Annotated in this window: 19 protein-coding genes; 13 read left to right on the top strand and 6 right to left on the bottom strand. The window is 58.3% G+C overall.

What is annotated here, in order from left to right; translation table 11 throughout:
• Nucleotides 1–5: 5 nt before the first annotated feature.
• Complete coding sequence (gene glpK, locus FCS96_RS13140; protein WP_138440831.1) at nt 6–1,487, top strand: glycerol kinase GlpK; 1,482 nt, start codon at nt 6–8, stop codon at nt 1,485–1,487.
• A 6-nt stretch (nt 1,488–1,493) separates the two neighbouring features.
• Here the strand turns inward: glpK and FCS96_RS13135 are convergent, their stop codons facing one another.
• Entirely contained in the window at nt 1,494–2,567 is a 1,074-nt protein-coding gene (locus tag FCS96_RS13135) for an ABC transporter ATP-binding protein (RefSeq protein ID WP_138440830.1), read from the bottom strand.
• Between the two features lie 4 nt (nt 2,568–2,571).
• On the bottom strand, nt 2,572–3,486 hold the full coding sequence (gene argF / locus FCS96_RS13130; RefSeq protein ID WP_138440829.1) for an ornithine carbamoyltransferase: 915 nt from the start codon (nt 3,484–3,486) through the stop codon (nt 2,572–2,574).
• Nucleotides 3,487–3,717: 231 nt separating this feature from the next.
• On the opposite strand from argF, the gene grxD reads away from it, so the two are divergent.
• Nucleotides 3,718–4,044 carry a Grx4 family monothiol glutaredoxin gene (gene grxD, locus FCS96_RS13125; protein ID WP_138440828.1) on the top strand — a complete coding sequence of 109 codons (327 nt, stop codon included), beginning with the start codon at nt 3,718–3,720 and terminating at the stop codon, nt 4,042–4,044.
• A 10-nt stretch (nt 4,045–4,054) separates the two neighbouring features.
• Here grxD and FCS96_RS13120 read toward each other — a convergent pair whose 3' ends face one another.
• The 4 genes from FCS96_RS13120 to FCS96_RS13105 all read right to left on the bottom strand — a co-directional run bounded on the left by FCS96_RS13120 (nt 4,055) and on the right by FCS96_RS13105 (nt 9,603).
• Nucleotides 4,055–4,813: a TonB family protein gene (locus FCS96_RS13120; RefSeq protein WP_138440827.1), complete on the bottom strand. Its 759-nt coding sequence runs from the start codon at nt 4,811–4,813 to the stop codon at nt 4,055–4,057.
• Between the two features lie 5 nt (nt 4,814–4,818).
• Nucleotides 4,819–7,032 carry a DUF1631 domain-containing protein gene (locus FCS96_RS13115; RefSeq protein WP_138440826.1) on the bottom strand — a complete coding sequence of 738 codons (2,214 nt, stop codon included), beginning with the start codon at nt 7,030–7,032 and terminating at the stop codon, nt 4,819–4,821.
• A gap of 405 nt (nt 7,033–7,437) precedes the next feature.
• Nucleotides 7,438–8,718, bottom strand: coding sequence for an HlyC/CorC family transporter (locus FCS96_RS13110; protein WP_138440825.1), 1,281 nt, complete (start codon nt 8,716–8,718; stop codon nt 7,438–7,440).
• Between the two features lie 78 nt (nt 8,719–8,796).
• The gene (locus FCS96_RS13105; protein WP_138440824.1) at nt 8,797–9,603 is read right to left on the bottom strand and encodes a cytochrome C assembly family protein; all 807 of its coding nucleotides are present in this window, start codon (nt 9,601–9,603) and stop codon (nt 8,797–8,799) included.
• Nucleotides 9,604–9,784: 181 nt separating this feature from the next.
• Here FCS96_RS13105 and ffh point away from each other — a divergent pair, with 181 nt between their 5' ends.
• The 11 genes from ffh (at nt 9,785) to prfB (ending at nt 21,118) form a co-directional block, all read left to right on the top strand.
• The gene (ffh, locus tag FCS96_RS13100) at nt 9,785–11,173 is read left to right on the top strand and encodes a signal recognition particle protein (RefSeq protein WP_138440823.1); all 1,389 of its coding nucleotides are present in this window, start codon (nt 9,785–9,787) and stop codon (nt 11,171–11,173) included.
• A gap of 163 nt (nt 11,174–11,336) precedes the next feature.
• Nucleotides 11,337–11,576: a 30S ribosomal protein S16 gene (rpsP, locus tag FCS96_RS13095; RefSeq protein WP_138440822.1), complete on the top strand. Its 240-nt coding sequence runs from the start codon at nt 11,337–11,339 to the stop codon at nt 11,574–11,576.
• 27 nt (nt 11,577–11,603) lie between these two features.
• Nucleotides 11,604–12,131: a ribosome maturation factor RimM gene (gene rimM / locus FCS96_RS13090; protein ID WP_138440821.1), complete on the top strand. Its 528-nt coding sequence runs from the start codon at nt 11,604–11,606 to the stop codon at nt 12,129–12,131.
• A 3-nt stretch (nt 12,132–12,134) separates the two neighbouring features.
• Nucleotides 12,135–12,893 (top strand): tRNA (guanosine(37)-N1)-methyltransferase TrmD, encoded by a 759-nt coding sequence (gene trmD, locus FCS96_RS13085; protein WP_138440820.1) that lies wholly within the window; start codon nt 12,135–12,137, stop codon nt 12,891–12,893.
• Between the two features lie 25 nt (nt 12,894–12,918).
• Nucleotides 12,919–13,275, top strand: coding sequence for a 50S ribosomal protein L19 (gene rplS, locus FCS96_RS13080; protein ID WP_138440819.1), 357 nt, complete (start codon nt 12,919–12,921; stop codon nt 13,273–13,275).
• Nucleotides 13,276–13,390: 115 nt separating this feature from the next.
• Nucleotides 13,391–14,293: a site-specific tyrosine recombinase XerD gene (xerD, locus tag FCS96_RS13075; RefSeq protein WP_138440818.1), complete on the top strand. Its 903-nt coding sequence runs from the start codon at nt 13,391–13,393 to the stop codon at nt 14,291–14,293.
• Nucleotides 14,294–14,448: 155 nt separating this feature from the next.
• Entirely contained in the window at nt 14,449–15,162 is a 714-nt protein-coding gene (locus FCS96_RS13070; RefSeq protein ID WP_407658109.1) for a DsbC family protein, read from the top strand.
• Nucleotides 15,163–15,309: 147 nt separating this feature from the next.
• Nucleotides 15,310–16,611 (top strand): homoserine dehydrogenase, encoded by a 1,302-nt coding sequence (locus FCS96_RS13065; RefSeq protein WP_138440816.1) that lies wholly within the window; start codon nt 15,310–15,312, stop codon nt 16,609–16,611.
• 14 nt (nt 16,612–16,625) lie between these two features.
• A complete protein-coding gene (thrC, locus tag FCS96_RS13060) occupies nt 16,626–18,026 on the top strand; it encodes a threonine synthase (protein ID WP_138440815.1) in 1,401 nt (466 codons plus the stop codon).
• A gap of 6 nt (nt 18,027–18,032) precedes the next feature.
• Nucleotides 18,033–19,766: a single-stranded-DNA-specific exonuclease RecJ gene (gene recJ, locus FCS96_RS13055; protein WP_138440814.1), complete on the top strand. Its 1,734-nt coding sequence runs from the start codon at nt 18,033–18,035 to the stop codon at nt 19,764–19,766.
• A 256-nt stretch (nt 19,767–20,022) separates the two neighbouring features.
• Nucleotides 20,023–21,118 (top strand): peptide chain release factor 2 gene (gene prfB / locus FCS96_RS13050; RefSeq protein WP_138440813.1). Its coding sequence is split into 2 segments (ribosomal slippage): nt 20,023–20,094 and nt 20,096–21,118, totalling 1,095 coding nucleotides; the frame shifts between segments, so codons are not numbered across the junction.
• The last annotated feature ends 17 nt before the right edge of the window (nt 21,119–21,135 follow it).

The following is a 21,135-nucleotide window of genomic DNA, read 5'->3' as shown; positions in this document are numbered from 1 at the left end:
TCTTTATGACTCGCTACCTGCTTGCCGTCGATCAGGGCACTACCAGCTCCCGCGCTATTGTGTTTGATGACACCGGTGCCAGTGTTGCTTCTGACCAACAGGAGTTTCACCAGTATTTCCCCCAGGACGGCTGGGTTGAGCACGACGCGATTGAGATCTGGGAGAGTACGCTGGCGGTGTGTCGCGGTGCCCTGGAAAAGGCAAACGTTGCGGCCGCTGATCTCTCGGGTATCGGCATCACCAACCAGCGTGAAACCACCGTGATCTGGGAGCGCAGCACTGGCAAGCCCATCTACCATGCCATTGTCTGGCAGGACCGACGCACCGCGTCCCTGTGCACAAAGCTTAAGACCGACGGCCACGAGGATACGGTGGTGGAGCGCACCGGGCTGCTGATTGACCCCTATTTCTCGGCCACGAAAATCGCCTGGATTCTCGATAACGTCGAGGGCGCAAGGGTCCGCGCCGAGGCCGGTGAGCTGGCCTTCGGCACCATTGACAGCTGGTTGCTGTGGAATCTGACCGGTGGCGAGTCCCACTGCACTGATGCGACCAATGCTTCTCGTACTGCATTGTTCAACATTCACGACCAGGACTGGGACGATAAGCTGCTGGAGCTGTTCCGGGTGCCCCGGTCGTTACTGCCCGAGGTGCTGGATAGCGCCGCAGATTATGGCACCGCCCAGGCGGAGTGGCTGGGGGCGCCGGTTGCCATTGCCGGCGTTGCCGGCGACCAGCACGCAGCCTTGATCGGGCAGGCGTGTTTCGAGCCGGGGATGGCGAAGAGCACTTACGGCACCGGCTGTTTCCTGATGCTGAATACCGGCGATAAGGCGCTGCGATCGGAAAACAGGTTGCTAACCACCATGGCCTACCGCCTCAATGGCAGACCCTGCTATGCCATGGAGGGCAGCATCTTTGTGGCTGGCGCTGCCATGCAGTGGCTGAGGGATGGCCTGAAGCTGATCAAGCACGCCAGTGAATCTACGGCGCATGCGGAGTCTGTAGGTGTTGAGAATCCGGTGTACCTGGTGCCCGCGTTCACCGGTCTGGGCGCACCACACTGGGACCCGCATGCCCGAGGCGCGATCATGGGGCTGACCCGGGATACCGGAATAGCCGAAATCGTGACGGCGGGTCTTCAGTCCGTGTGTTACCAGACCAAGGACCTGATTCGGGCCATCCAGAACGACGGTGCCCACCTGAAAACCTTGCGGGTGGATGGCGGCATGGTGGTCAACGACTGGGTGATGCAGTTCCTCGCCGATATCCTCGATGTCACCGTGGACCGCCCCAAAATCACCGAGACAACCGCTCTGGGCGCGGCCTATCTGGCAGGCCTGCAAACGGGGGTCTACTCCAGTCTTGAGGAAATCGCCAAACTTTGGGAATGCGAGCACCGATTCGAGCCGCGCATGGGTCCCTCGCTGCGGGAGTCCCTGTACGCTGGCTGGATCGATGCTGTTGAGCGTGTCTGCAACGACTGACTGCGCTCAGGCGTTGCGCTCAAACGCGATGAGGTGATCGGCTTCGACGCGCACCGGCACGTGCTCGCCCAGGTGAAAATCGAGGTGGCTTCGGAACAGTGCCTCGAATTCGGTGTCTTCTGAACACCGGAAACGGTATAGGGTCGAGGTGCCGGCAAAGGTTTTTTCAATCACCTTGGGGCGAAGCTCGGAGTCGGCATCGAAGACGATGTCGTCGGGGCGGATGAGAACATCCACCAGGGTGCCGGCTGACCAGTTGTAGGCCCGGTTGCCGTGAATCACGCCAAGCTCGGATTCGATGGTATCCGGCCCCAATGTCTTCCCAGGCACGAAACCGCCCTGACCAACGAAGCCGGCAACGAAGCGGTTAGAGGGTTCGTGGTAAAGGTTGTAGGGAACGTCCCACTGCTGGATCTGGCCGTCGCGAAGCACCGCGACCTGATCGCACATGGCAAAGGCTTCCTGCTGGTCGTGGGTGACCAGGATGGCGCTGATGCCGAGAGTCTTCAGGATATCCCGCACATCGAGGCTTAACCGGCGACGCAGGTCTGCGTCCAGGTTGGAGAATGGCTCGTCCAGCAGGATCAGAGTCGGCTCCGGGGCCAGGGCGCGGGCCAAGGCGACGCGCTGTTGCTGGCCACCCGACAATTCGTGCGGGTAGTTGTTGGCCAGGTCTTGCAGGTGCACCACGTCGAGCAGTTCCGCCACTTTTTGATGCTTCTCTGCCTTGGACATGTTGCGCAGGCCGAAACCGACGTTGTCGGCGATGGTCAGGTGCGGGAACAGGGCGTAGTCCTGAAACACCATGCCCACCCGGCGTTTCTCGGGCGCCAGCGTTCGGCCGGGCAGGCTGATGGCCTGGGAGAGTAGACTGATTTCACCGCTGTTCAGGGGGAGAAAGCCGGCCAGAGCTCGCAAGATGGTGCTCTTGCCGCAGCCACTGGGACCCAGCAGGCAGCCGATGTCGCCATGGCTGAGTGCAAAGCTGACGTCCCTGACTACGGAGTCACCCCCGTAACCGCAAGACAGGTTGTTCACCTCGAGCAGCCAGCCGTCCGGGGAATGGGTGGGAGTATGCATGAGGTTAGTTCAGCTGATTGAGGATGAGAAACTCCAACAACGCTTTCTGAGCGTGCAGCCGGTTCTCGGCCTCGTGCCAGACCACCGAGCTGGGGTGTTCCATCATGTCAGCCGAAATTTCTTCGCCACGGTGGGCCGGCAGGCAATGCATAAACAGAGCATCCTTGTCGGCCAATTGCATCAGCGCTGGGCTGATCTGGTAGCTTCGGAAGGCCTGCTCGCGGATCTTCTGTTCTTCTTCCTGGCCCATGGACGCCCAGACATCGGTGACCAGAAGGTTGGCGCTGCGCGCCGCTTCGGCCGGGTCCCGAAATACTGTTACCCGGTCGCCATGGGTTTTCAGCAGCTCGGCGTCGGGCTCGTAGCCTTCCGGGCAGGCAACATTAAGATGGAAATCGAATTGTGCCGCCGCATTGACGTAGGAATGGCACATGTTGTTGCCGTCGCCAATCCAGGCCACGGTGGCACCGCGAATGCTGCCGCGGTGTTCCCGGTAGGTTTGCATATCAGCCAGCAGCTGGCACGGGTGGAAGTCGTCGGTCAGGGCGTTGATGACCGGTGCCCGGGAGGCGGCAGCGAAACGCTGGACCGTCTCATGGGCGAAGGTACGGATCATCACCGCATCGACCATGCTGGAAATGACAATGGCGGAGTCTTCAATCGGTTCTCCGCGCCCAAGTTGGGTGTCTCGCGGTGACAGGAACATTGCCGAGCCGCCCAACTGTGCCATTCCGGCTTCGAACGACACCCGGGTCCGGGTAGAGGATTTCTCGAAGATCATCGCCAGAACGCGATTCTTGAGGGTGTCCCGCACCTTACCCTGATGCCACTCATTCCGGAGTTTGGAGGCATGATCCACCAGGCTTTCCAGCTCAGTGGTTGTCATGTCGTTCAGTGTCAGAAAGTGTCGTGCCGCCATGCATTGGCCCTTATGTCAACGAAGCCCGGCATCACCGGAGTTGGCGAAAACGTTGCCTGAAAAAATGGGCCAACAAGTCTAGCCCTTCGTAGCAGGGATGACAACGCTGCGGCGCCAGGCTGAGGCAGCCGGCGCGGTACCGTGTTTGGTGCGGTCTCGGCTGGACGTGTACAATAGGTACCAAGTCCGTTGCCCGATGGCAATTCCGTTTCCGATCAGAGGTGAATGTTCATGGACATTAACGAAACCATCAAGAGCCAGCTCGGCGATAACCCCGTCATTCTGTACATGAAGGGCAGCCCCCAGGCACCCCAGTGCGGGTTTTCCGCCAAGACGGTTCAGGCTCTGATGGCCTGTGGCGAGCGCTTCGCATTTGTAAACATCCTGGACAACCAGGAGCTCCGCGAAGCCCTGAAGGTGTATTCCAGCTGGCCTACCTATCCCCAGCTGTACATCAACGGTGAGCTGGTAGGCGGTTGCGACATCGTCCTCGAAATGTCCGAGAGCGGTGAACTGGCCAAGATGGTCAAGGATGCTGCCAAGCAGGCCGAAGCCTGATTTGAGCGTTTCAGAACCGGTTCGGGGAGAACACCAGTTCAATCTCGAACCGGCTCTGGCCGCCGACCGGAGGCTCTGGATAGGGGCTGGCGGCCAGTGATGCACGGTAGGCCGCATCGTCAATCCGTTTAAGCCCCGTCGATTTCAATACCTTCGCCCGTGTCAGGGCACCATTGCCCAGCAACTGGAGCTCGATCTCCATCGCCACCCGTTCCGACAGCTGGGCGATTGCTGGCACTCTCAGTTTTTCCAGCTCATGACCCAGGTGAACTGCCAGTTTGATGAGGTAGGGGTCCTGCTCGTCTGGTGATTCCGTGATCCGGGTGGTGGTTGCTACCGGTCGCGGCTCCATCAGGGTGGCTTGCTCGCCTGCGCGGGAGGCCGTTGAGGCGGTGGCCCCGGCCGCCGGTTTGCTCGGGGCACTCGTGGCCGAGGCTTGAGCTTGGGGCTTGGTGCTGACGCTGGAGTCGCTGGTGCTTCGGAGAGCGGGTTCAGATCGTGATGGTGTGGTCTTTGTCTGAAGGGACGCTACCTCGAATCTGGGGTTGCGGCTATTGGCCAGTGCCGTCGCCGCAGGGCGTTCCGGGCGGGTTACTGCGCCAGGGGCAACCAGCTCAACGCTGACGCGATGGCGGGCATCGTCGGTTTCCTCAAACGGCGACGGAAACCCGGACAGTAGCAGCGTGTGGGCCAGAACAGCCGCCGACATCGCCAGTGCTATACGATAGCCGGCCGGCAGGCTGTGCTTGGCCCCGTCTGTTTGTTGCATCAGACTCAGGCTGTTTTACTCCGTAGGCTGCCGACTACCGCGTCCAGGGCCCGGTCGATCAGGGCACCCTGTTCGAGCAGGGTCAGGCGGCCGCGGCGCATTTCGTGTGCCAGCTCAATCCGATTCTTCTCGATGACCTTCAGTCCCATGCGGTTAACGAACACGAAGCAGTCTGCCTCTTCAATGATCGCCGATAGCTTGCAGCGGAAGCTGGCACCGTTCACCAGGCGGAATTCCACCCAATTGCCAATGTCGATGGTATCGATCTGGGTCACATATTCGGAGATTGCGGCGTCCTCCAGTTGTTGCTGGCGTTCCACCGCAGTCTGATGCAGCGTGGCGATGTCTTCTTCAGGTTCGGCTGGTGAGTCCTGTCGCGCCTCGATGGCCGCGTTGGTCCGGAAGGCTTCGGCCAGTTCGTGCTTGAGGTGGCCGATCATCACATCCAGTTTCGATGAGTTGTAGGAAACCTCCTCGAGCCCGGCGCGAAGGGTCTTGAGCAGACTGGGAACCACCCGAACCCATTGGTCCCGTTCGTCGTCTTCCTGATGGGGGTGCAGGCACCAGATCAGGTCGTCGACAACGCGTACGGATTCGTTCCAGCGATGCTCCACGTCGTCCCGCAGGTAAGCGAGAAACATTACCCGGCTCCAGCCGTTAATCAGGATGTCATGGATAGTTTCGGGCAGCTTGTAACGGGCAACTTTCTGCCTGAGCAGGTTGTCGACGGTTTCCTGCGCCTGTTGGGATTTGATGCGGCCCCGTTCGGATTCCCGGGTGCGCTGCTCGACGAGGGAGGACTTGCGGTTCTCTTTCTCTAGAAACTGGTCAAACTCTTGGTTCAGGGTTTCAAACAGGGCGACGTCTCCGGTGAATTCGTTGAGAATCCGCTGAACGATGTTATGGATCTGGTTGTAAAGCTTGTCTTTCGTCTTTTCGTCGCTGGTACTCCAGCCAATGCCGGCGCGGGCCATGGAGTTAAGCAAGCGACGAGCTGGATGGCTGGCCTGGCTAAAAAAGCTTTTGTCCCTGATTACTACTTTTAGAATGGGAATCTGCAGCCGACTGATCAGCACCTGCACTGGCGCTGAAAGGTTGTAATCGTCCAGGATGAATTCGAACAGCATCGACACCAGGTTGATGAGGTCCTCATCGAACTCGTTCAGCGCCGGTTTCCGGCCATCGCCGGTATCGGCCTGGGACAGAATCTGCTGGACCACGTAGCGGAGATCAATGGTGATAGGCTCACCATCGCTGAGATTGCCGCTGATGGGGCGAGTATCCGGTAGGGGCAGGGCGTTCAGCAGGTCGGCCAGCTCCGAATCACCGACCAGGCGAATGCCTGGATCGGAGGCACGCGGCGGAATGCCGGCATTCGCCCTTTGCAGGGCCAGCATCTGACGGATCTGTTCGAATACCGCGCTGTTGCTTGTGGCCTCGGTGCTTGCCTGGCCAGTTGGCTCCGGTGTCTCTGTCGCCGTGGGCGGTGCATCCTTGGCGGATTCGGCTTTGTATTGCTTCCCGGCTTTGCCGTGGTAGCGGAAGTTGGGGATGACACCCGCCTGGATCAGAATCCGGTTGGCCTCGTCCAATAACATGCCCAGGTTGGAAACCACGTAGCGATCAAACTGCTTGAGCAAAATGAGACGCTCGCGAATCTGGATCTCGAGGGCTTCAATGGCTTCGGTGAAGGCGCTGCAGAGATGCTCGGGAGCCATTGGGTTAACGGGGGATTCTTCGGTCGCTTCGGAGTAGACCTGGCTGAATCGGGTCTGTAATTGCAGCAGCGGGCCCTGGAAATGGGCCTTGGCTTTGGTGATCATAGCGTTCAGGGCAACCTGTTCTTCCAGGTCCTCATCGCCCACCAGCGACAGGCTCTCGGAGCCGGCCTGTTTGCTCAGAGTCTCTTCTTGGCTGTGTCCGGTGTGTGGCGGGTTCGAGAAGAAATGGGCGACGGCGCTCTGGAAATGGCGCTCGACGCCTTTGCGCTTGATTCGAATCTCGCGCATGGCCTCGAAGTAACGATTCTGTTCGTTATTGCTACGCGCATTGTTAGCGAGTTCGAACAGCGAATCGTCGACGGCATCGAATGCACCCTGCATCAGATCGCCCAGCCCGGCGACCACCGTGTCACGGATGCGGGTAACCTCCGCGGGGACCGGTTTGTTACCCGCTTCCCTGTGCTCGCGAAGGTAATGTATGCCGGACTGCTTGTTCATGGCAGACTCCTTTTACGCCTCAACCGGATACATGACCGAGCAAAATCCTGATTTTCTAATTATTGGTCAAATTTACCGCATTTTCAGCAAAGTTAACATGACTAAAACCAGACCTGCGATAGCCGTCAAAAAACGGTGCAGGTGGCAGGCGCCGTGTTCCGTTGTTACTGACCCAGTTATCCGTACCACCAGTGAAAACCTGGGGAGCAACGGGTTGCGCGGCTTCGGGATGGGACAGCTACCCAACGTTTTTCGTTGGGTTCAGAGGCATGCTCCTTATGATTACTTATTCGTCACCATGATAAGTGTTGGTGGCTAATTGATAAGGGTCAAGGGGGTGGTTGAAATTTGATCTTTTTAAAGTCCGGTTTTTCATAGCTCCGGGATATATAGTGGCCCTGGAGGTTACCTCGCCACTGCGCGTTTACGGCGTTTGCGCGGGTGGACGATGGCGGCTTTGACCACGTTATCTTTGATCTGGAGCACTTCAACGCAGTGCCCTTCCACCTTCAGGCACACGTTGGTGTCCGGAATATTCTCCAGGGTTTCGGTAATCAGTCCGTTCAGGGTTTTTGGACCGTCGATCGGCAGCTTCCAGCCCAGGGTTTTATTGATGGTGCGCACGGCAGCGGTGCCATCAATAATAAAAGTGCCGTCGTCCTGAGGAATGATGTCGGGGCTGGTGGCGGCGTAGTCGGTGGTGAACTCGCCCACGATCTCTTCGAGTATGTCCTCCAGGGTGGCCAGACCGAGCACGTCTCCGTATTCGTCCACGACCACGCCGAATCGACGCTTGCCCTTCTGGAAGTTGATCAACTGGGTATTCAGCGGCGTGCTTTCGGGCACAAAGTAGGGCTCCTGGCACAGTTGCATGATCATGGCCTTATTGACTTCCTCGTGCAGCAGCAGCTTGGAGACGCTGCGCAGGTGCAGTATGCCCTTGATCTCGTTAATGTCGCCCGAAAACACCGGCAGGCGGGTGTGCTGACTGCTTCGGAGCTGACGCAGGATCGTGTCGGTGTCGTCTTCCAGATCGATACCAACCACTTCATTCCGTGGCACCATGATGTCGTTCACCGTGACCTTTTCCAGATCCAGGATGCTGACCAGCATGTCCTTGTGTTTGGCCGGTATCAGCGCGCCAGCCTCGTTCACAAGGGTGCGCAGTTCTTCCCGGCTGAGGTGGTCGGTGGCTGCATCCTCCGGCGAGATCCGCAGGAGTTTCAGGATTCCGCCGGTGAGCAGGTTCACCGCCCAGACGATGGGGTAGAGGATTTTCAGCAGCGGGCCAAGGATGTAGCTGGCCGGAAAGGCTATTTTTTCGGGAAACAGTGCTGCCAGGGTCTTTGGCGTGACCTCGGCAAAAATCAGTATCACCACGGTCAGCAGGATGGTCGCGATTGCGATGCCGGCGTCGCCCCAGATCTTGATGGCAATGACGGTGGCGATCGACGATGCAAAGATGTTCACGAAGTTGTTGCCGATCAGGATAACCCCGATCAGCTGGTCGGTTCGCTGCAGCAGCTTTTCCGCCCTGCGCGCGCCCCGGTGACCAGTTTTGGCCAGGTGTTTGAGGCGATATCGATTCAGGGACATCATGCCGGTTTCTGAACTTGAGAAGAAACCGGACAACATGATCAGGCCGACGAGGAGGATAAACAGCGCGGTCAGCGATGTTTCGTTCAAGGGGTGTGTCCTTATATTGCCGACAAGTGGGGAAAATAGGGTGTGGCCAAGGTCGGTGTCAAGTTATGAGGTCCGGGCTCAGGCGCCTTTCTGGAACAGGAGTTCCAGGACGAATTTGCTGCCGTAGAACGCCAGCATCAGCAGGACGCAGCCCGCCAGCGTCCAGCGGCTCGCCGTCAGGCCACGCCAGCCCTTGGTATAGCGCCCGATCAGAAGGGCGACGAAAACCAGTAGGGATAGCATGGAAAAAACAGTTTTATGTGCCAGGTCTTGGGCAAACAGATCCTGCACAAACAGGGCGCCAGTGGCGATGGCCAGGATCAGCATGACCACGCCTGCCCACACCATCTCAAATAGCAGTGACTCCATGGTCTGCAGTGGGGGCAGGTTGCGCACCAGCAGACTGTTATAGTTGTGCTTCAGTTGGCGATTCTGGAAGTAGAGCAGCGTTGCCTGGATGGCGGCGAGGGTAAACAGGCTGTAGGCTGTGACCGAAAGTGCAATGTGTGACAGCATGCCGTAGCTGTCGTCCGAGACCAGTCTGGACGGCGTGTGCGTCACCAGAGCCAAGATGATGGTCAGGGTGGCCAGCGGGTAAACAACGAGGAACAGGTTCTGGACCGGTTTTCTGAGGTTCAGGCCCAGTAACAGCAGCACGATCAGCCAGGAAATCAGTACTGAGCTCTTAAAAAAGCCGAAGTCGAAACCGCCGTCGTGATGAACGCTCTGGGCAATTAGTAGGCCGTGGCTGATCAGTGCGAGCACCCCGATCAAGGTGGTGATGGCGAGATTGCTGGTAATGCGTCCCCTGAAATGCAGAGCCTGCAGCGCGGTGCCGACGCTGTACAGGAAAAGAGCGGTGACCGCGAGAATCAGCGTTCCCATAACTTCCTTATATACCACTGTTCTAACAGGAGATCGGTGGTTCGTTTCACCGATTTGACCGGGCTGGTCGTTTCAGGGCGATAGTCTGGTTATAATGTCGCGATTATGCAACTGGAATCAAGGCGCCTAGCCGGCACCTGCACTCCATGCACTCAATTTATCCGGGGTACGGAAGAGCAACATGTTTGAGAACCTCCAAGACCGACTTTCCGGTAGCCTGCGCAAGATTTCCGGTCAGGCGCGGTTAACCGATGACAACATCAAGGATACGCTGCGCGAAGTTCGGATGGCGCTGCTGGAAGCGGATGTCGCCCTGCCGGTCGTCAAGGATTTCGTCGAAGGTGTCCGCGCACGGGCCATCGGCCAGGAAGTTCAGCGCAGCCTGACGCCTGGCCAGGTGTTCGTGAAAGTGGTCCAGCAGGAGCTGGAGCGCGTCATGGGCGAGGGCAACGAGTCCCTCAATCTGGCAGTGCAGCCGCCGGCGGTGATCATGATGGCCGGTTTGCAGGGTGCGGGTAAAACCACGACGGTTGCCAAGCTTTCACGCTTCCTTAAGGAGCGTCAGAAAAAGTCAGTGCTGGTGGTCAGTGCCGACGTCTACCGCCCGGCGGCTATCCGGCAGTTGGAAACCCTGGCGGGTGAAGTCGGTGTGGAGTTTTTCCCCAGCACCGCCGAGCAGGATCCGGTGGACATTGCTGAGGGTGCGATCGACGCGGCCCGCAAAAAGCATATTGATGTTGTCATCCTGGATACCGCCGGTCGTCTGCACATAGACGAACAAATGATGGGTGAGATCGGCCGACTGCACAAAGCGGTGAATCCGGTTGAGACCCTGTTTGTTGTTGACGCCATGACCGGTCAGGATGCGGCCAATACCGCGAAGGCGTTCAATGACGCGCTGCCGTTGACCGGTGTCGTACTGACCAAGACCGACGGCGACGCCCGCGGAGGTGCGGCGCTGTCGGTTCGCCATATCACCGGCAAGCCAATCAAATTCCTGGGTGTGGGTGAAAAATCCGACGCCCTTGAGCCGTTCTATCCGGACCGGGTTGCTTCCCGGATTTTGGGTATGGGCGATGTGCTCTCCCTTATAGAGGAAGCAGAGCGCAAACTGGATCAGAAGAAGGCCCAGAAGCTTACCAAGAAGATCAAGAAGGGTAAGAGCTTCGATCTAGAGGACTTCCGGGATCAGCTCCAGCAGATGAAGAGTATGGGTGGCATCGGTGGTCTGATGGATAAGTTGCCGGGCATGGGTCAAATGGCCCAGATGGCGCAGCAGCAGGTCAATGACAAATCCATGGGACAGATGGAGGCCATTATCTGCTCCATGACTCCGAAGGAGCGTCGCTACCCCGATACCATCAATAACTCGCGCAAGCGTCGAATCGCATCCGGCTCTGGCACCCAGATCCAGGACATCAATCGTCTGCTCAAGCAGCACAAGCAAATGCAGAAAATGATGAAAAAATTTGGCAAAAAGGGTGGTATGGCGAATATGATGCGCGGTCTTGGTGGTATGATGCCGCCCGGCGGTGGTGGAGGTGGAATGCCTCCGTTTGGCCGTATGTAAAATGCCTTACATCGAAAACAGGGAATCAACGTGTTTCCCTGTTTTCATTGGCGCTCAATTAGCATAGAATAGCGCCCCTTTCGAGTATGGGTCTTCGCGCCAGCTGCGTTTCAGTTGGCGTGAATCGTACAAGTTTCGTACAACAGAACAGGATATTGGTTAAATGGTAAGCATCCGTTTGGCTCGTGGTGGCTCAAAGAAGCGCCCGTTCTATCATCTGACAGTTACCGACAGCCGCAAATCTCGCGACGGTCGTTTCATTGAGCGAGTTGGCTTTTTCAACCCGGTCGCCCGCGGTCAGGAAGAGCGTCTGCGTGTAGATCGTGAGCGCGTTGAATTCTGGATGGGCCAAGGCGCCCAGCCGAGCGAGCGCGTTGCCCAGCTGCTGAAAGGCGCTGAGTAAGTACGACTTAAGACCGGGGTTTATGGCATGACACAGAATTCGCAGGAAACTGTGATCGGCCGGATTACCTCGGTGTTTGGGGTCAAGGGGTGGCTAAAAGTTTACTCCTTCACTGACCCCAAGGACGGAATCCTGAACTACCGCGACTGGACTTTAGACCTGGACGGTAAACGTATTCCGGCCAAGCTTGAGGAAGGTCGCCGCCAAGGGCAGGGGATCGTCGTCAGGCTTAAAGGCATTGATGATCGAGATGTTGCTCTCAAGTACTGCGGTGCAGAGGTCAAAGTCGGCACCCATGAGCTGCCAGAGCTCCCGAAAGGTGAGTTTTACTGGTTTCAGCTTGAAGGTCTTGAGGTATCGACGATCGATGGTGAGTGTCTGGGAACAGTGCACCACCTGATTGAAACGGGTTCCAATGACGTCCTCGTGGTGCAAGCTTCGGCAAGCTCCATCGATCAGCGCGAGCGGCTGATTCCTTACCTGCCCGAGCAGGTGGTCAGGGATGTGGACCTTGCAACTGGTCGGATGGTTGTAGACTGGGATCCGGAGTTCTGACGGGTGTGGATTGGCGCAGTCAGTTTATTCCCGGAGATGTTCAGTGCGGTAACTGACGTTGGGATTACGGGCAGGGCAGTTCGGGATGGTCTTCTGACCTTCCAAAGCTGGAATCCCCGTGACTACACCCATGATCGTCACCGCACCGTGGACGACCGGCCATACGGTGGTGGGCCGGGGATGCTGATGAAAATTCAGCCTCTCCGCGATGCGATCAGTGCGGCACGGGAATCGGCACCTGGTAAGGCCTGTGTGGTGTATTTGTCGCCACAGGGCGAAACACTGAATCAGACTGTTGTTGAGTCCCTGGCGGCTGAAGAGCGACTGATTCTGGTGGCAGGCCGATACGAGGGTGTGGATGAACGCCTGATTGCGACGGAAGTCGATCGGGAAGTGTCACTGGGTGATTTTGTTCTGTCCGGTGGCGAACTGGCGGCCATGGCCGTCATTGATGCGGTTACACGCCTCATCCCCGGAGCGCTGGGTCATGCGCAGTCGGCAGAGCAGGATTCCTTTGCTGACGGTTTGCTGGATTGTCCGCACTACACTCGGCCCGAAGTTTACGAAGGTCAGGCGGTGCCGGATGTTTTATTGGGCGGTCACCATGATCAGATCCGGCGTTGGCGACTGAAACAGTCGCTGAGGCGAACCCTGGAGCGACGCCCCGACCTGCTGGAAAAGCGGGTGTTTACGGATGAAGAGCGTCAGCTACTGGAAGAGATTTTGAACGAACCGGGTGCCTCTGAATCATCAGGGCATTAAAAGATTGGGTATCAGGAGCATTACGATGAGCGGCAAGAACAACATCATCAGTCAACTTGAAGCAGAACAGATGACCAAGGAAATCCCTGCCTTTGCGCCGGGCGACACCGTGGTTGTACAGGTTCGCGTAACCGAGGGTAACCGTGAGCGTCTGCAGGCGTTCGAGGGTGTTGTCATCGGCAAGCGTAACCGTGGCATGAACTCCTCCTTCACCGTGCGTAAGATTTCCTACGGTGTTGGTGTTGAGCGTACGTTCCAGACCTTCTCCAAGCTGATCGATAGCATCAGTGTGAAGCGTCGCGGTGACGTGCGTCAGGCCAAGCTTTACTACCTGCGCGACCTGTCTGGTAAGGCGGCTCGTATCAAGGAAAAGCTGGGCTGATCAGCCATTCGCTGAGCAGAACGCTTGTAAAAAAGGCAGCCACTGGCTGCCTTTTTTGTGTCTGTTTGTTTGGTCAGGCATGCTCCTGTCAGAGCGACTGCATGAGAATTGAGTATTGAGACTCGAAGATGAGGCAATCATTGCCCGTTTTACCGATGCCATCTGGCTGGAGGACGGGTTGGGGGAGAAGACCCGGCAAGCGTACCGCAGCGATCTCATGCGCCTGGCGGACTGGTTGCACGAACAACCCGGCCGACCCTTGCTAACGGCCGTGCGCCGAACCGATTTGCTCGCCTGGATGTCCAGAGGGCTGGCTGATGGTGTAAAGACCTCCACCGCTGCCCGGCGTTTGTCCGGCTTGCGGCGGTTTTACCGGTTTCTGTTGCGCGAAGGCGTGATAGCTGAAGATCCGACCCTCCGCATCGACAGCCCCAAGCTGCCGCGCCGGTTACCGGATTCGTTGACTGAAGAGGAAGTGGAGGCGCTGCTGGCCGAGCCGGACCCGGAGGTGCCGATTGAGTTGCGGGATCGGGCCATGCTGGAAATATTGTATGGCTGTGGCTTGCGGGTGTCCGAGCTGACCCAGCTGCGGGTGGATCAGGTAAACCTGCGTCAGGGAGTGGTTCGGATATCCGGTAAAGGCGGCAAAGAGCGTCTGGTGCCGCTGGGCGAGGAAGCGGTGGATTGGCTGCTGCGCTACATGAAAGAGTCACGAGGGGAGCTGCTAAAAGGGCGTTCCTGCGATGCCCTCTTCCCGGGTAACCGGCCGATGGCCATGACCCGTCAAACTTTCTGGTATCGCATCAAGCACTACGCAAGCAGGGTCGGGATTCGCAAGCATCTGTCTCCCCATACCCTGCGGCATGCGTTCGCCACACACCTGCTGAATCACGGGGCAGACCTGCGCGTGGTGCAGATGCTATTAGGGCATTCTGATCTGTCTACTACCCAAATCTATACCCATGTCGCGCGACAGCGCCTGCAGTCGTTGCATCAGGCCCATCATCCCCGTGGCTGAACCTGTGTTTTTTGGTTAAGGTGTCGGCGTTGAACTTTTGCGTTCGCGCGGTGTCGCAGTATCGTGTTTTTATGGCCTGTCTGGTGCGTCCGGGGCCCAATGTCATCTAACTGGATGTAGGTATGTCTGCCAGAAATCATGTCAAGAATGTCGTTATGGGTGCGGCCCTGTTAGCCGGTGTTGTGGCGGTCGCGCCGAGCACGGCGGGTGAGGTCGAGGATGGAATTGCCAACCGTCTGACCACTGCCGTGCCCGGGCTGAAGGTGTTGTCCGTGCGGGAGTCCGAGGCGCCCGGTCTGTACGAGGTCCAGAGCAACAATGGCGATACCATCTACACCACCGCCGATGGCCAGTACCTGCTGACTGGGGATCTGCTGAAAATTACCAATGATGGCATTGCCAATGTGACGGAAGAGGCCAGGGCAAGTCAGCGCGAACAGACGATGGCCGATTTTGGTGATGACGGTGTAATCCGGTTCCCGGCCGAGGGTGAGCAAAAGGCCGTGATCAATGTTTTCACCGACATCGATTGCCCTTACTGCCGTAAGCTACATGAAGAGGTACCTCAGCTTAATGCCTACGGTATTACGGTTAACTACTACGCCTTCCCGCGTTCCGGTCCGGGCACTCCCTCTTTTACAAAATACGAATCAGTCTGGTGTGCTGAGGATCAGCAAGCTGCCATGGATGCCGCCAAGGGCGGACGTTCGGTAGCCTCGGCAAGTTGCGAGAATCCGGTGCTGGAGCAGTATCAGCTCGGTGGTCGTGTCGGTGTTACCGGGACTCCGGCCATTGTGTTGGAAGACGGCAATATGGTTCGGGGTTATGTGCCCGCTGACAATCTTGCTCAAGGCCTGGGTCTGCTCTGACACCTGCCAGGGCCCCGCTTCAACGCGGGACCTTTCACGGATTTGATCCGGTTCCGGTTCAGGGCTTATTCACAGGCACCTGAATCGGTATACTACCCCTCCAAATTTGCAATTCATTAGCACCCGTTCGGGATCAGAGGTGAGAGTTTGAAAGACGTCAGTGTCGGAATCTGCGGACTGGGTACCGTTGGCGGCGGTACATTCAATGTCTTGACCCGGAATGCCAGGCTCATTGCCGGCAGAGCAGGGTGCAACATCCGAATTACCCGGATTGCCAGTCGTCGCCCCCGGAATGATATGGATCTTGGCGATGTGCCTTTTTCGACCGATATTTTTGACGTCGTGAACGATCCCGGCGTGGACATCGTGGTCGAGCTTATCGGTGGTTATGACACCGCCAAAGAGCTGGTGATGGCTGCTATCAGCAACGGCAAGCACGTGGTCACCGCCAACAAGGCCCTGATCGCTGTGCACGGCAACGAGATTTTCGCGGCAGCCCAGAAAGCGGGCGTAGTCGTAGCCTACGAGGCGGGTGTCGCCGGTGGCATTCCGGTGATGAAGGCCATTCGTGAGGGTATGGCGGGCAACCGCATCGACTGGATCGCCGGTATCATCAACGGCACTGGCAACTACATCCTCACCGAGATGCGCGCCGGCCGCGAGTTCGCGGAGGTGCTGAAAGAAGCCCAGGACCTGGGTTACGCCGAAGCCGATCCGACTTTTGACGTGGAAGGCATCGATGCCGCCCACAAGCTGACCATTCTGGCTTCGGCTGGGTTTGGTGTGCCGCTGCAATTTGAAAAGGGTTTCACCGAGGGCATCTCTCAGATCACGCCCTATGATATTTCCCACGCTGAACTCCTTGGCTACCGCATCAAGCACCTGGGTATTGCCCGTCGCCGCGACGATGGTATCGAGCTGCGTGTGCATCCGACCCTGGTACCCCAGAGTCACCTGATCGCCCAGGTTGATGGTGTGCTGAACGCCGTACTCGTTGACGGTGATGCCGTCGGCCAGACCATGTACTACGGCCCGGGTGCCGGCGACGAAGCAACCGCTTCCGCAGTTATCGCCGACATCGTTGACGTGGCGCGTGGGGTTGCCAGCGGTAGTCAGCAGCGGGTGCCTTACCTTGGCTTCGAGCCCGAGGCTCTGGAAGAGCTGGAGGTGCTGTCCATGGAAGACATCCAGTCTGCGTACTATCTGCGCATTACTGCCCTGGACCGCCCCGGCGTGTTGGCCAAGATTGCCTCGATCCTCAGTGAGCATGGCATCAACATCGAGTCCATCATGCAGAAGGAGTCCGAGCTTCAGGATGGCCGTATTCCGGTCATCATCCTGACTCATACTGTTCAGGAGCGGCAGATCAATCGCGCCATTGAAGAGCTGGAAGCCCTGACCGATACCGACGGTCATGTGGTCCGCATCCGCGCCGAAAACTTTAACTGACAGGTAGCTCGCACGTGAGATATATCAGTACGCGGGGTGAAGCCCCCGCACTGGGTTTTGAAGACGTTCTACTCACCGGTCTCGCCACCGATGGCGGGCTGTACGTTCCGGAATCCTTGCCCCATTTCAGCCTGGAAGAAATCCGGAGCTGGCGCGGGCTGTCGTACAGCGAGCTTGCGTTCAACGTGATGCATCCGTTTGTGGACGACGCCATTCCGGCTGACGATTTCCGCAAGATGCTTGATGAAACCTACTCGGTGTTCAGCCACCAGGCTGTAGCTCCGCTGGTCCAGCTGGACTCCAATGAGTGGGTGATGGAACTGTTCCGGGGCCCGACCCTGGCATTCAAGGATTTTGCCCTGCAGCTGCTGGGTCGGTTGCTCGATTACGTGCTGGAAAAGCGCAAGCAGCACGTGGTCATTATGGGGGCGACCTCGGGCGATACCGGTTCTGCGGCGATTGAAGGTTGTCGTCGCTGCGAGCATGTGGATATTTTCATTCTGCACCCCCACGAGCGGGTATCAGAAGTCCAGCGTCGCCAGATGACCACGGTCAAGGGTGACAACATCCACAATATCGCGGTGCGCGGCAACTTTGATGATTGTCAGCGCATGGTGAAGGAAAGCTTTGGCAACCAGGGCTTCCTGGGTGGCAAGACCCAACTGGCCGCGGTGAACTCCATTAACTGGGCCCGGATCATGGCCCAGATTGTTTACTACTTCCAGGCGTCTCTGGCCCTGGGCGGACCGGATCGTAGCATGGCGTTTTCCGTGCCCACCGGGAACTTTGGCGACATTTTTGCCGGTTATCTGGCCAAGAAGATGGGGCTGCCGATCTCCCAACTGGTGATCGCCACCAACCGCAACGATATCCTGCACCGCTTCATGAGTGGCAACCAGTACGAGCAGCATCAGTTGGAGCACACCCTGTCGCCGAGCATGGACATCATGGTGTCCAGTAACTTTGAGCGCCTGCTGTTCGATCTTCATGGTCGCGATGGCCAGGCAGTGAAAACGCTGCTGGAGAACGCTGCGAAAGGTCCGGTCAGTATTGAAGACTACCGCTGGAAGCACGCCCGCAAGCTGTTTGACAGCGATGCTGTGGACGACAAGGGGACCTGCGATACCATTCGCGAAATTCAGGAGCAGAACGAGTACCTGCTCGATCCTCACACCGCTATTGGTGTGCGGGCCGCTCGCAACTGTCGGCGCGACAGCTCGGTTCCGATGATCACCCTGGGTACGGCCCATCCGGCGAAATTCCCGGACGCCATTGCCGAATCCGGAGTGTCGGTGAGGCCGCAGCTTCCCGCGCACATGGCGGATCTGTTTGAGCGCGAGGAACGTTACACCGTCCTCGACAACAACATCGCCGGTGTGCAGGAGTTTATTACCAAGCACTGGAAGAACGCCTGACTTGGTATGACACCGAAAAAGATCCTGCGTCGCCCCCAGCCGGACACCGCGCCGGCCTGGGGGCAAAACCTGCCGCCCTTGCTTCGTCGTCTCTACGCCGCCCGGGGGATCACCTCCGATGAACAGCTGAGCTATACCCTGAAATCCCTGGCGTCACCCATGGAATTGCGCGGCATCGACCGTGCCGTCGAGTTGTTGGCTGAGGCCATTGGCCAGCAGCAACGTGTTCTTGTGTTGGGAGATTTCGACGCCGATGGTGCCACCAGTACGGCTGTCGCCATGCTGGGGCTATCAATGCTGGGGCTGCAAAGTGTCGATTTCCGGGTGCCCAGTCGGTTTGCCGATGGCTATGGTCTGACCCCGGGCATCATCGAACGGCTCCGGGATGAGGGCGAGCTGCCGGACCTGCTGGTGACCGTGGACAACGGTATTTCCGCCATCGAAGGGGTGAAGGCTGCCCGAGATATGGGCATGAAGGTGATCGTCACCGATCACCACCTGGCCGGTGACACCCTGCCGGAAGCCGATGCGATCGTGAACCCGAACCAGCCCGGCTGTCCGTTCCTGAGCAAGAATGCGGCCGGCGTTGGGGTCATGTTCTATGTCCTCACTGCGCTGCGTAAGCACCTGCGTGAACAGTCGTTGTTGCCGCAACCGGAACCCAATCTCGGGGCCCTGCTCGATCTGGTTGCACTCGGTACCGTCGCCGATGTGGTGCCCCTGGACCACAACAACCGGATTTTTGTCGAGCAGGGCCTGCGCCGCATCCGTCAGGGCGAGGCCCGGCCGGGCATTCTGGCGTTGCTGGAGGTGGCTGGTAGGGATCACAGTGCCATCAGCTCCACCGATCTTGGTTTTGTGGTTGGCCCCCGGCTGAACGCCGCCGGTCGTCTGGATGACATGAGTATCGGCATTGCCTGCCTGCTCGCCGACAGTCACGATGAGGCCCGCCGGCTGGCGCGGGAGTTGGATACCTTCAACCGGGAACGCCGCACCATCGAAAAGGACATGAAGGCTCAGGCCCAGGATTTGCTGGCGTCCATGTCACTGGATTTGGAAGGCCTGCCCTGGGGGCTGGCCTTGTATGATCCGGAGTGGCATCAGGGCGTGATTGGTATTCTCGCGGCCCGTATTCGGGAACAAACCAACCGGCCGACCATTGCCTTTGCCAGCGACGATAATGGCGAAGACATCAAGGGCTCGGCCCGTTCCATCCCCGGCTTGCACATCCGTGATGTGCTCGCTGCCGTGGATGCCCGCCATCCAGGTATGCTGAAGAAATACGGCGGCCATGCCATGGCTGCTGGCATGACCCTGGCCCAAAGCGACCTCGACGCCTTTTCCGAAGCCTTCGACAGGGTCGTTCGCAACACTCTGGTAGCCGCGGACCTGGAAGCCGCGATCACCACCGATGGCCCGCTGGCACTCGATGAGCTGCGCCTGGAAACGGCAACCCTGTTGAAACGCGCCGGGCCCTGGGGCCAGCATTTCCCGGAGCCGATTTTCGATGGCGAATTCCGGGTGGTCAGTCAGCGCGTGGTTGGTGAGAATCACCTTAAGCTGGTGCTGCAGCCGTTTGAGGGTGGCGGTATCATTGATGGCATTGCCTTCAATACCGGACCCGAAGTGCCGGACTACACCCGCACCGGGGCGCGGGTGGTGTACAAGCCGGATGCCAACACCTTTCGCGGGCGCACCAATCTCCAGTTGCTGGTGGACTATCTCGAGCCGCTTGGGTGATTTGATTCTTTAGGTGGCTGGCCGCGAGCCGGGGTGTCTTTTCTTCTGGGAAAAACAACTCGCTCCGCTCAGACATCTTTTTCCCGGCAGAAAAGACACCCCGGCCCACGCCGGAGCCAGCCCCCGCTGCTTACCCCAAGTCCGAACCCCAGTTCAGCCCTTTATGCGGAAACCCGCAGGCTGATTTACTAGCGGAAATCCGGTAGAATCCCGCCTCTGTTTTTACTCATCATTTTATAGAGCGAGTAAGGGTTTCATGGAAATTAATCCCATTGTGACGAAGATTAAAGACCTTCGTGAGCGCACTGAAGCGCTCAGGGGGTATCTTTGACTACGATCAGCGCAGTGAACGACTGGTCGAAGTAGAGCGCGAACTGGAACTGCCCACCGTCTGGGACGACCCAGAGCGGGCCCAGGCGCTAGGTAAAGAGCGCTCCGACCTTGAGCTGATCGTGAAAACCATCGACAACCTCACCAGTGGCCTGGGCGACGCCGAGAGTCTGCTTGATCTGGCCGCCGAGGAAGAGGATGCCGATACGGTTGCCGAGATCGAAGCCGATCTGGAATCGCTCGACAAGGAGCTGGAAAAACTGGAATTCCGCCGGATGTTCTCCGGGGAAATGGATTCCAATAACGCCTACCTGGACATCCAGGCCGGCTCCGGTGGTACCGAAGCCCAGGATTGGGGCAACATGCTGCTGCGCATGTATCTGCGCTGGGCTGAGCGTCGCGGCTTCAAGGCTGAGATTGTCGAACTGCAAGAAGGTGACGTGGCCGGCATCAAGAGTGCCACCATCCACATCCAGGGCGATTACGCCTATGGCTGGCTGCGTACCGAGACCGGTGTGCACCGTCTGGTTCGCAAGTCTCCGTTCGATTCCGGTAACCGTCGTCACACCTCGTTCTCGTCAGTGTTTGTGTCGCCGGAAGTGGACGACAGCTTTGAGATTGAGATCAACCCGTCGGATCTGCGTGTGGATGTCTACCGGGCATCCGGTGCCGGTGGTCAGCACGTTAACCGGACCGAATCTGCGGTTCGTCTGACTCACAATCCGACCGGTATCGTGGTGGCCTGCCAGGCTGGCCGAAGCCAGCATCAGAACAAAGACCAGGCCATGAAACAGCTGAAGGCGAAGCTGTTTGAGCGCGAGATGCAGGAGCGCAACGCGGAGAAACAGAAGGCCGAGGACGCCAAGGCCGACATCGGCTGGGGCAGCCAGATCCGCTCTTACGTACTGGACGACAGCCGTATCAAGGATCTGCGGACCAAGGTCGAGACCAGCAATACCCAGTCGGTGCTGGACGGCGATATCGATAAATTTATCGAAGCCAGCCTGAAAATGGCGCTGTAATTTTTCGCAGCGCCCAA

Source organism: Marinobacter alexandrii (assembly GCF_005871205.1).
GTDB classification, from domain to species: Bacteria; Pseudomonadota; Gammaproteobacteria; order Pseudomonadales; family Oleiphilaceae; genus Marinobacter; species Marinobacter alexandrii.
Note: the sequence above shows the minus strand (reverse complement) of the source record. Positions and strands in the feature narration are given on the sequence as shown.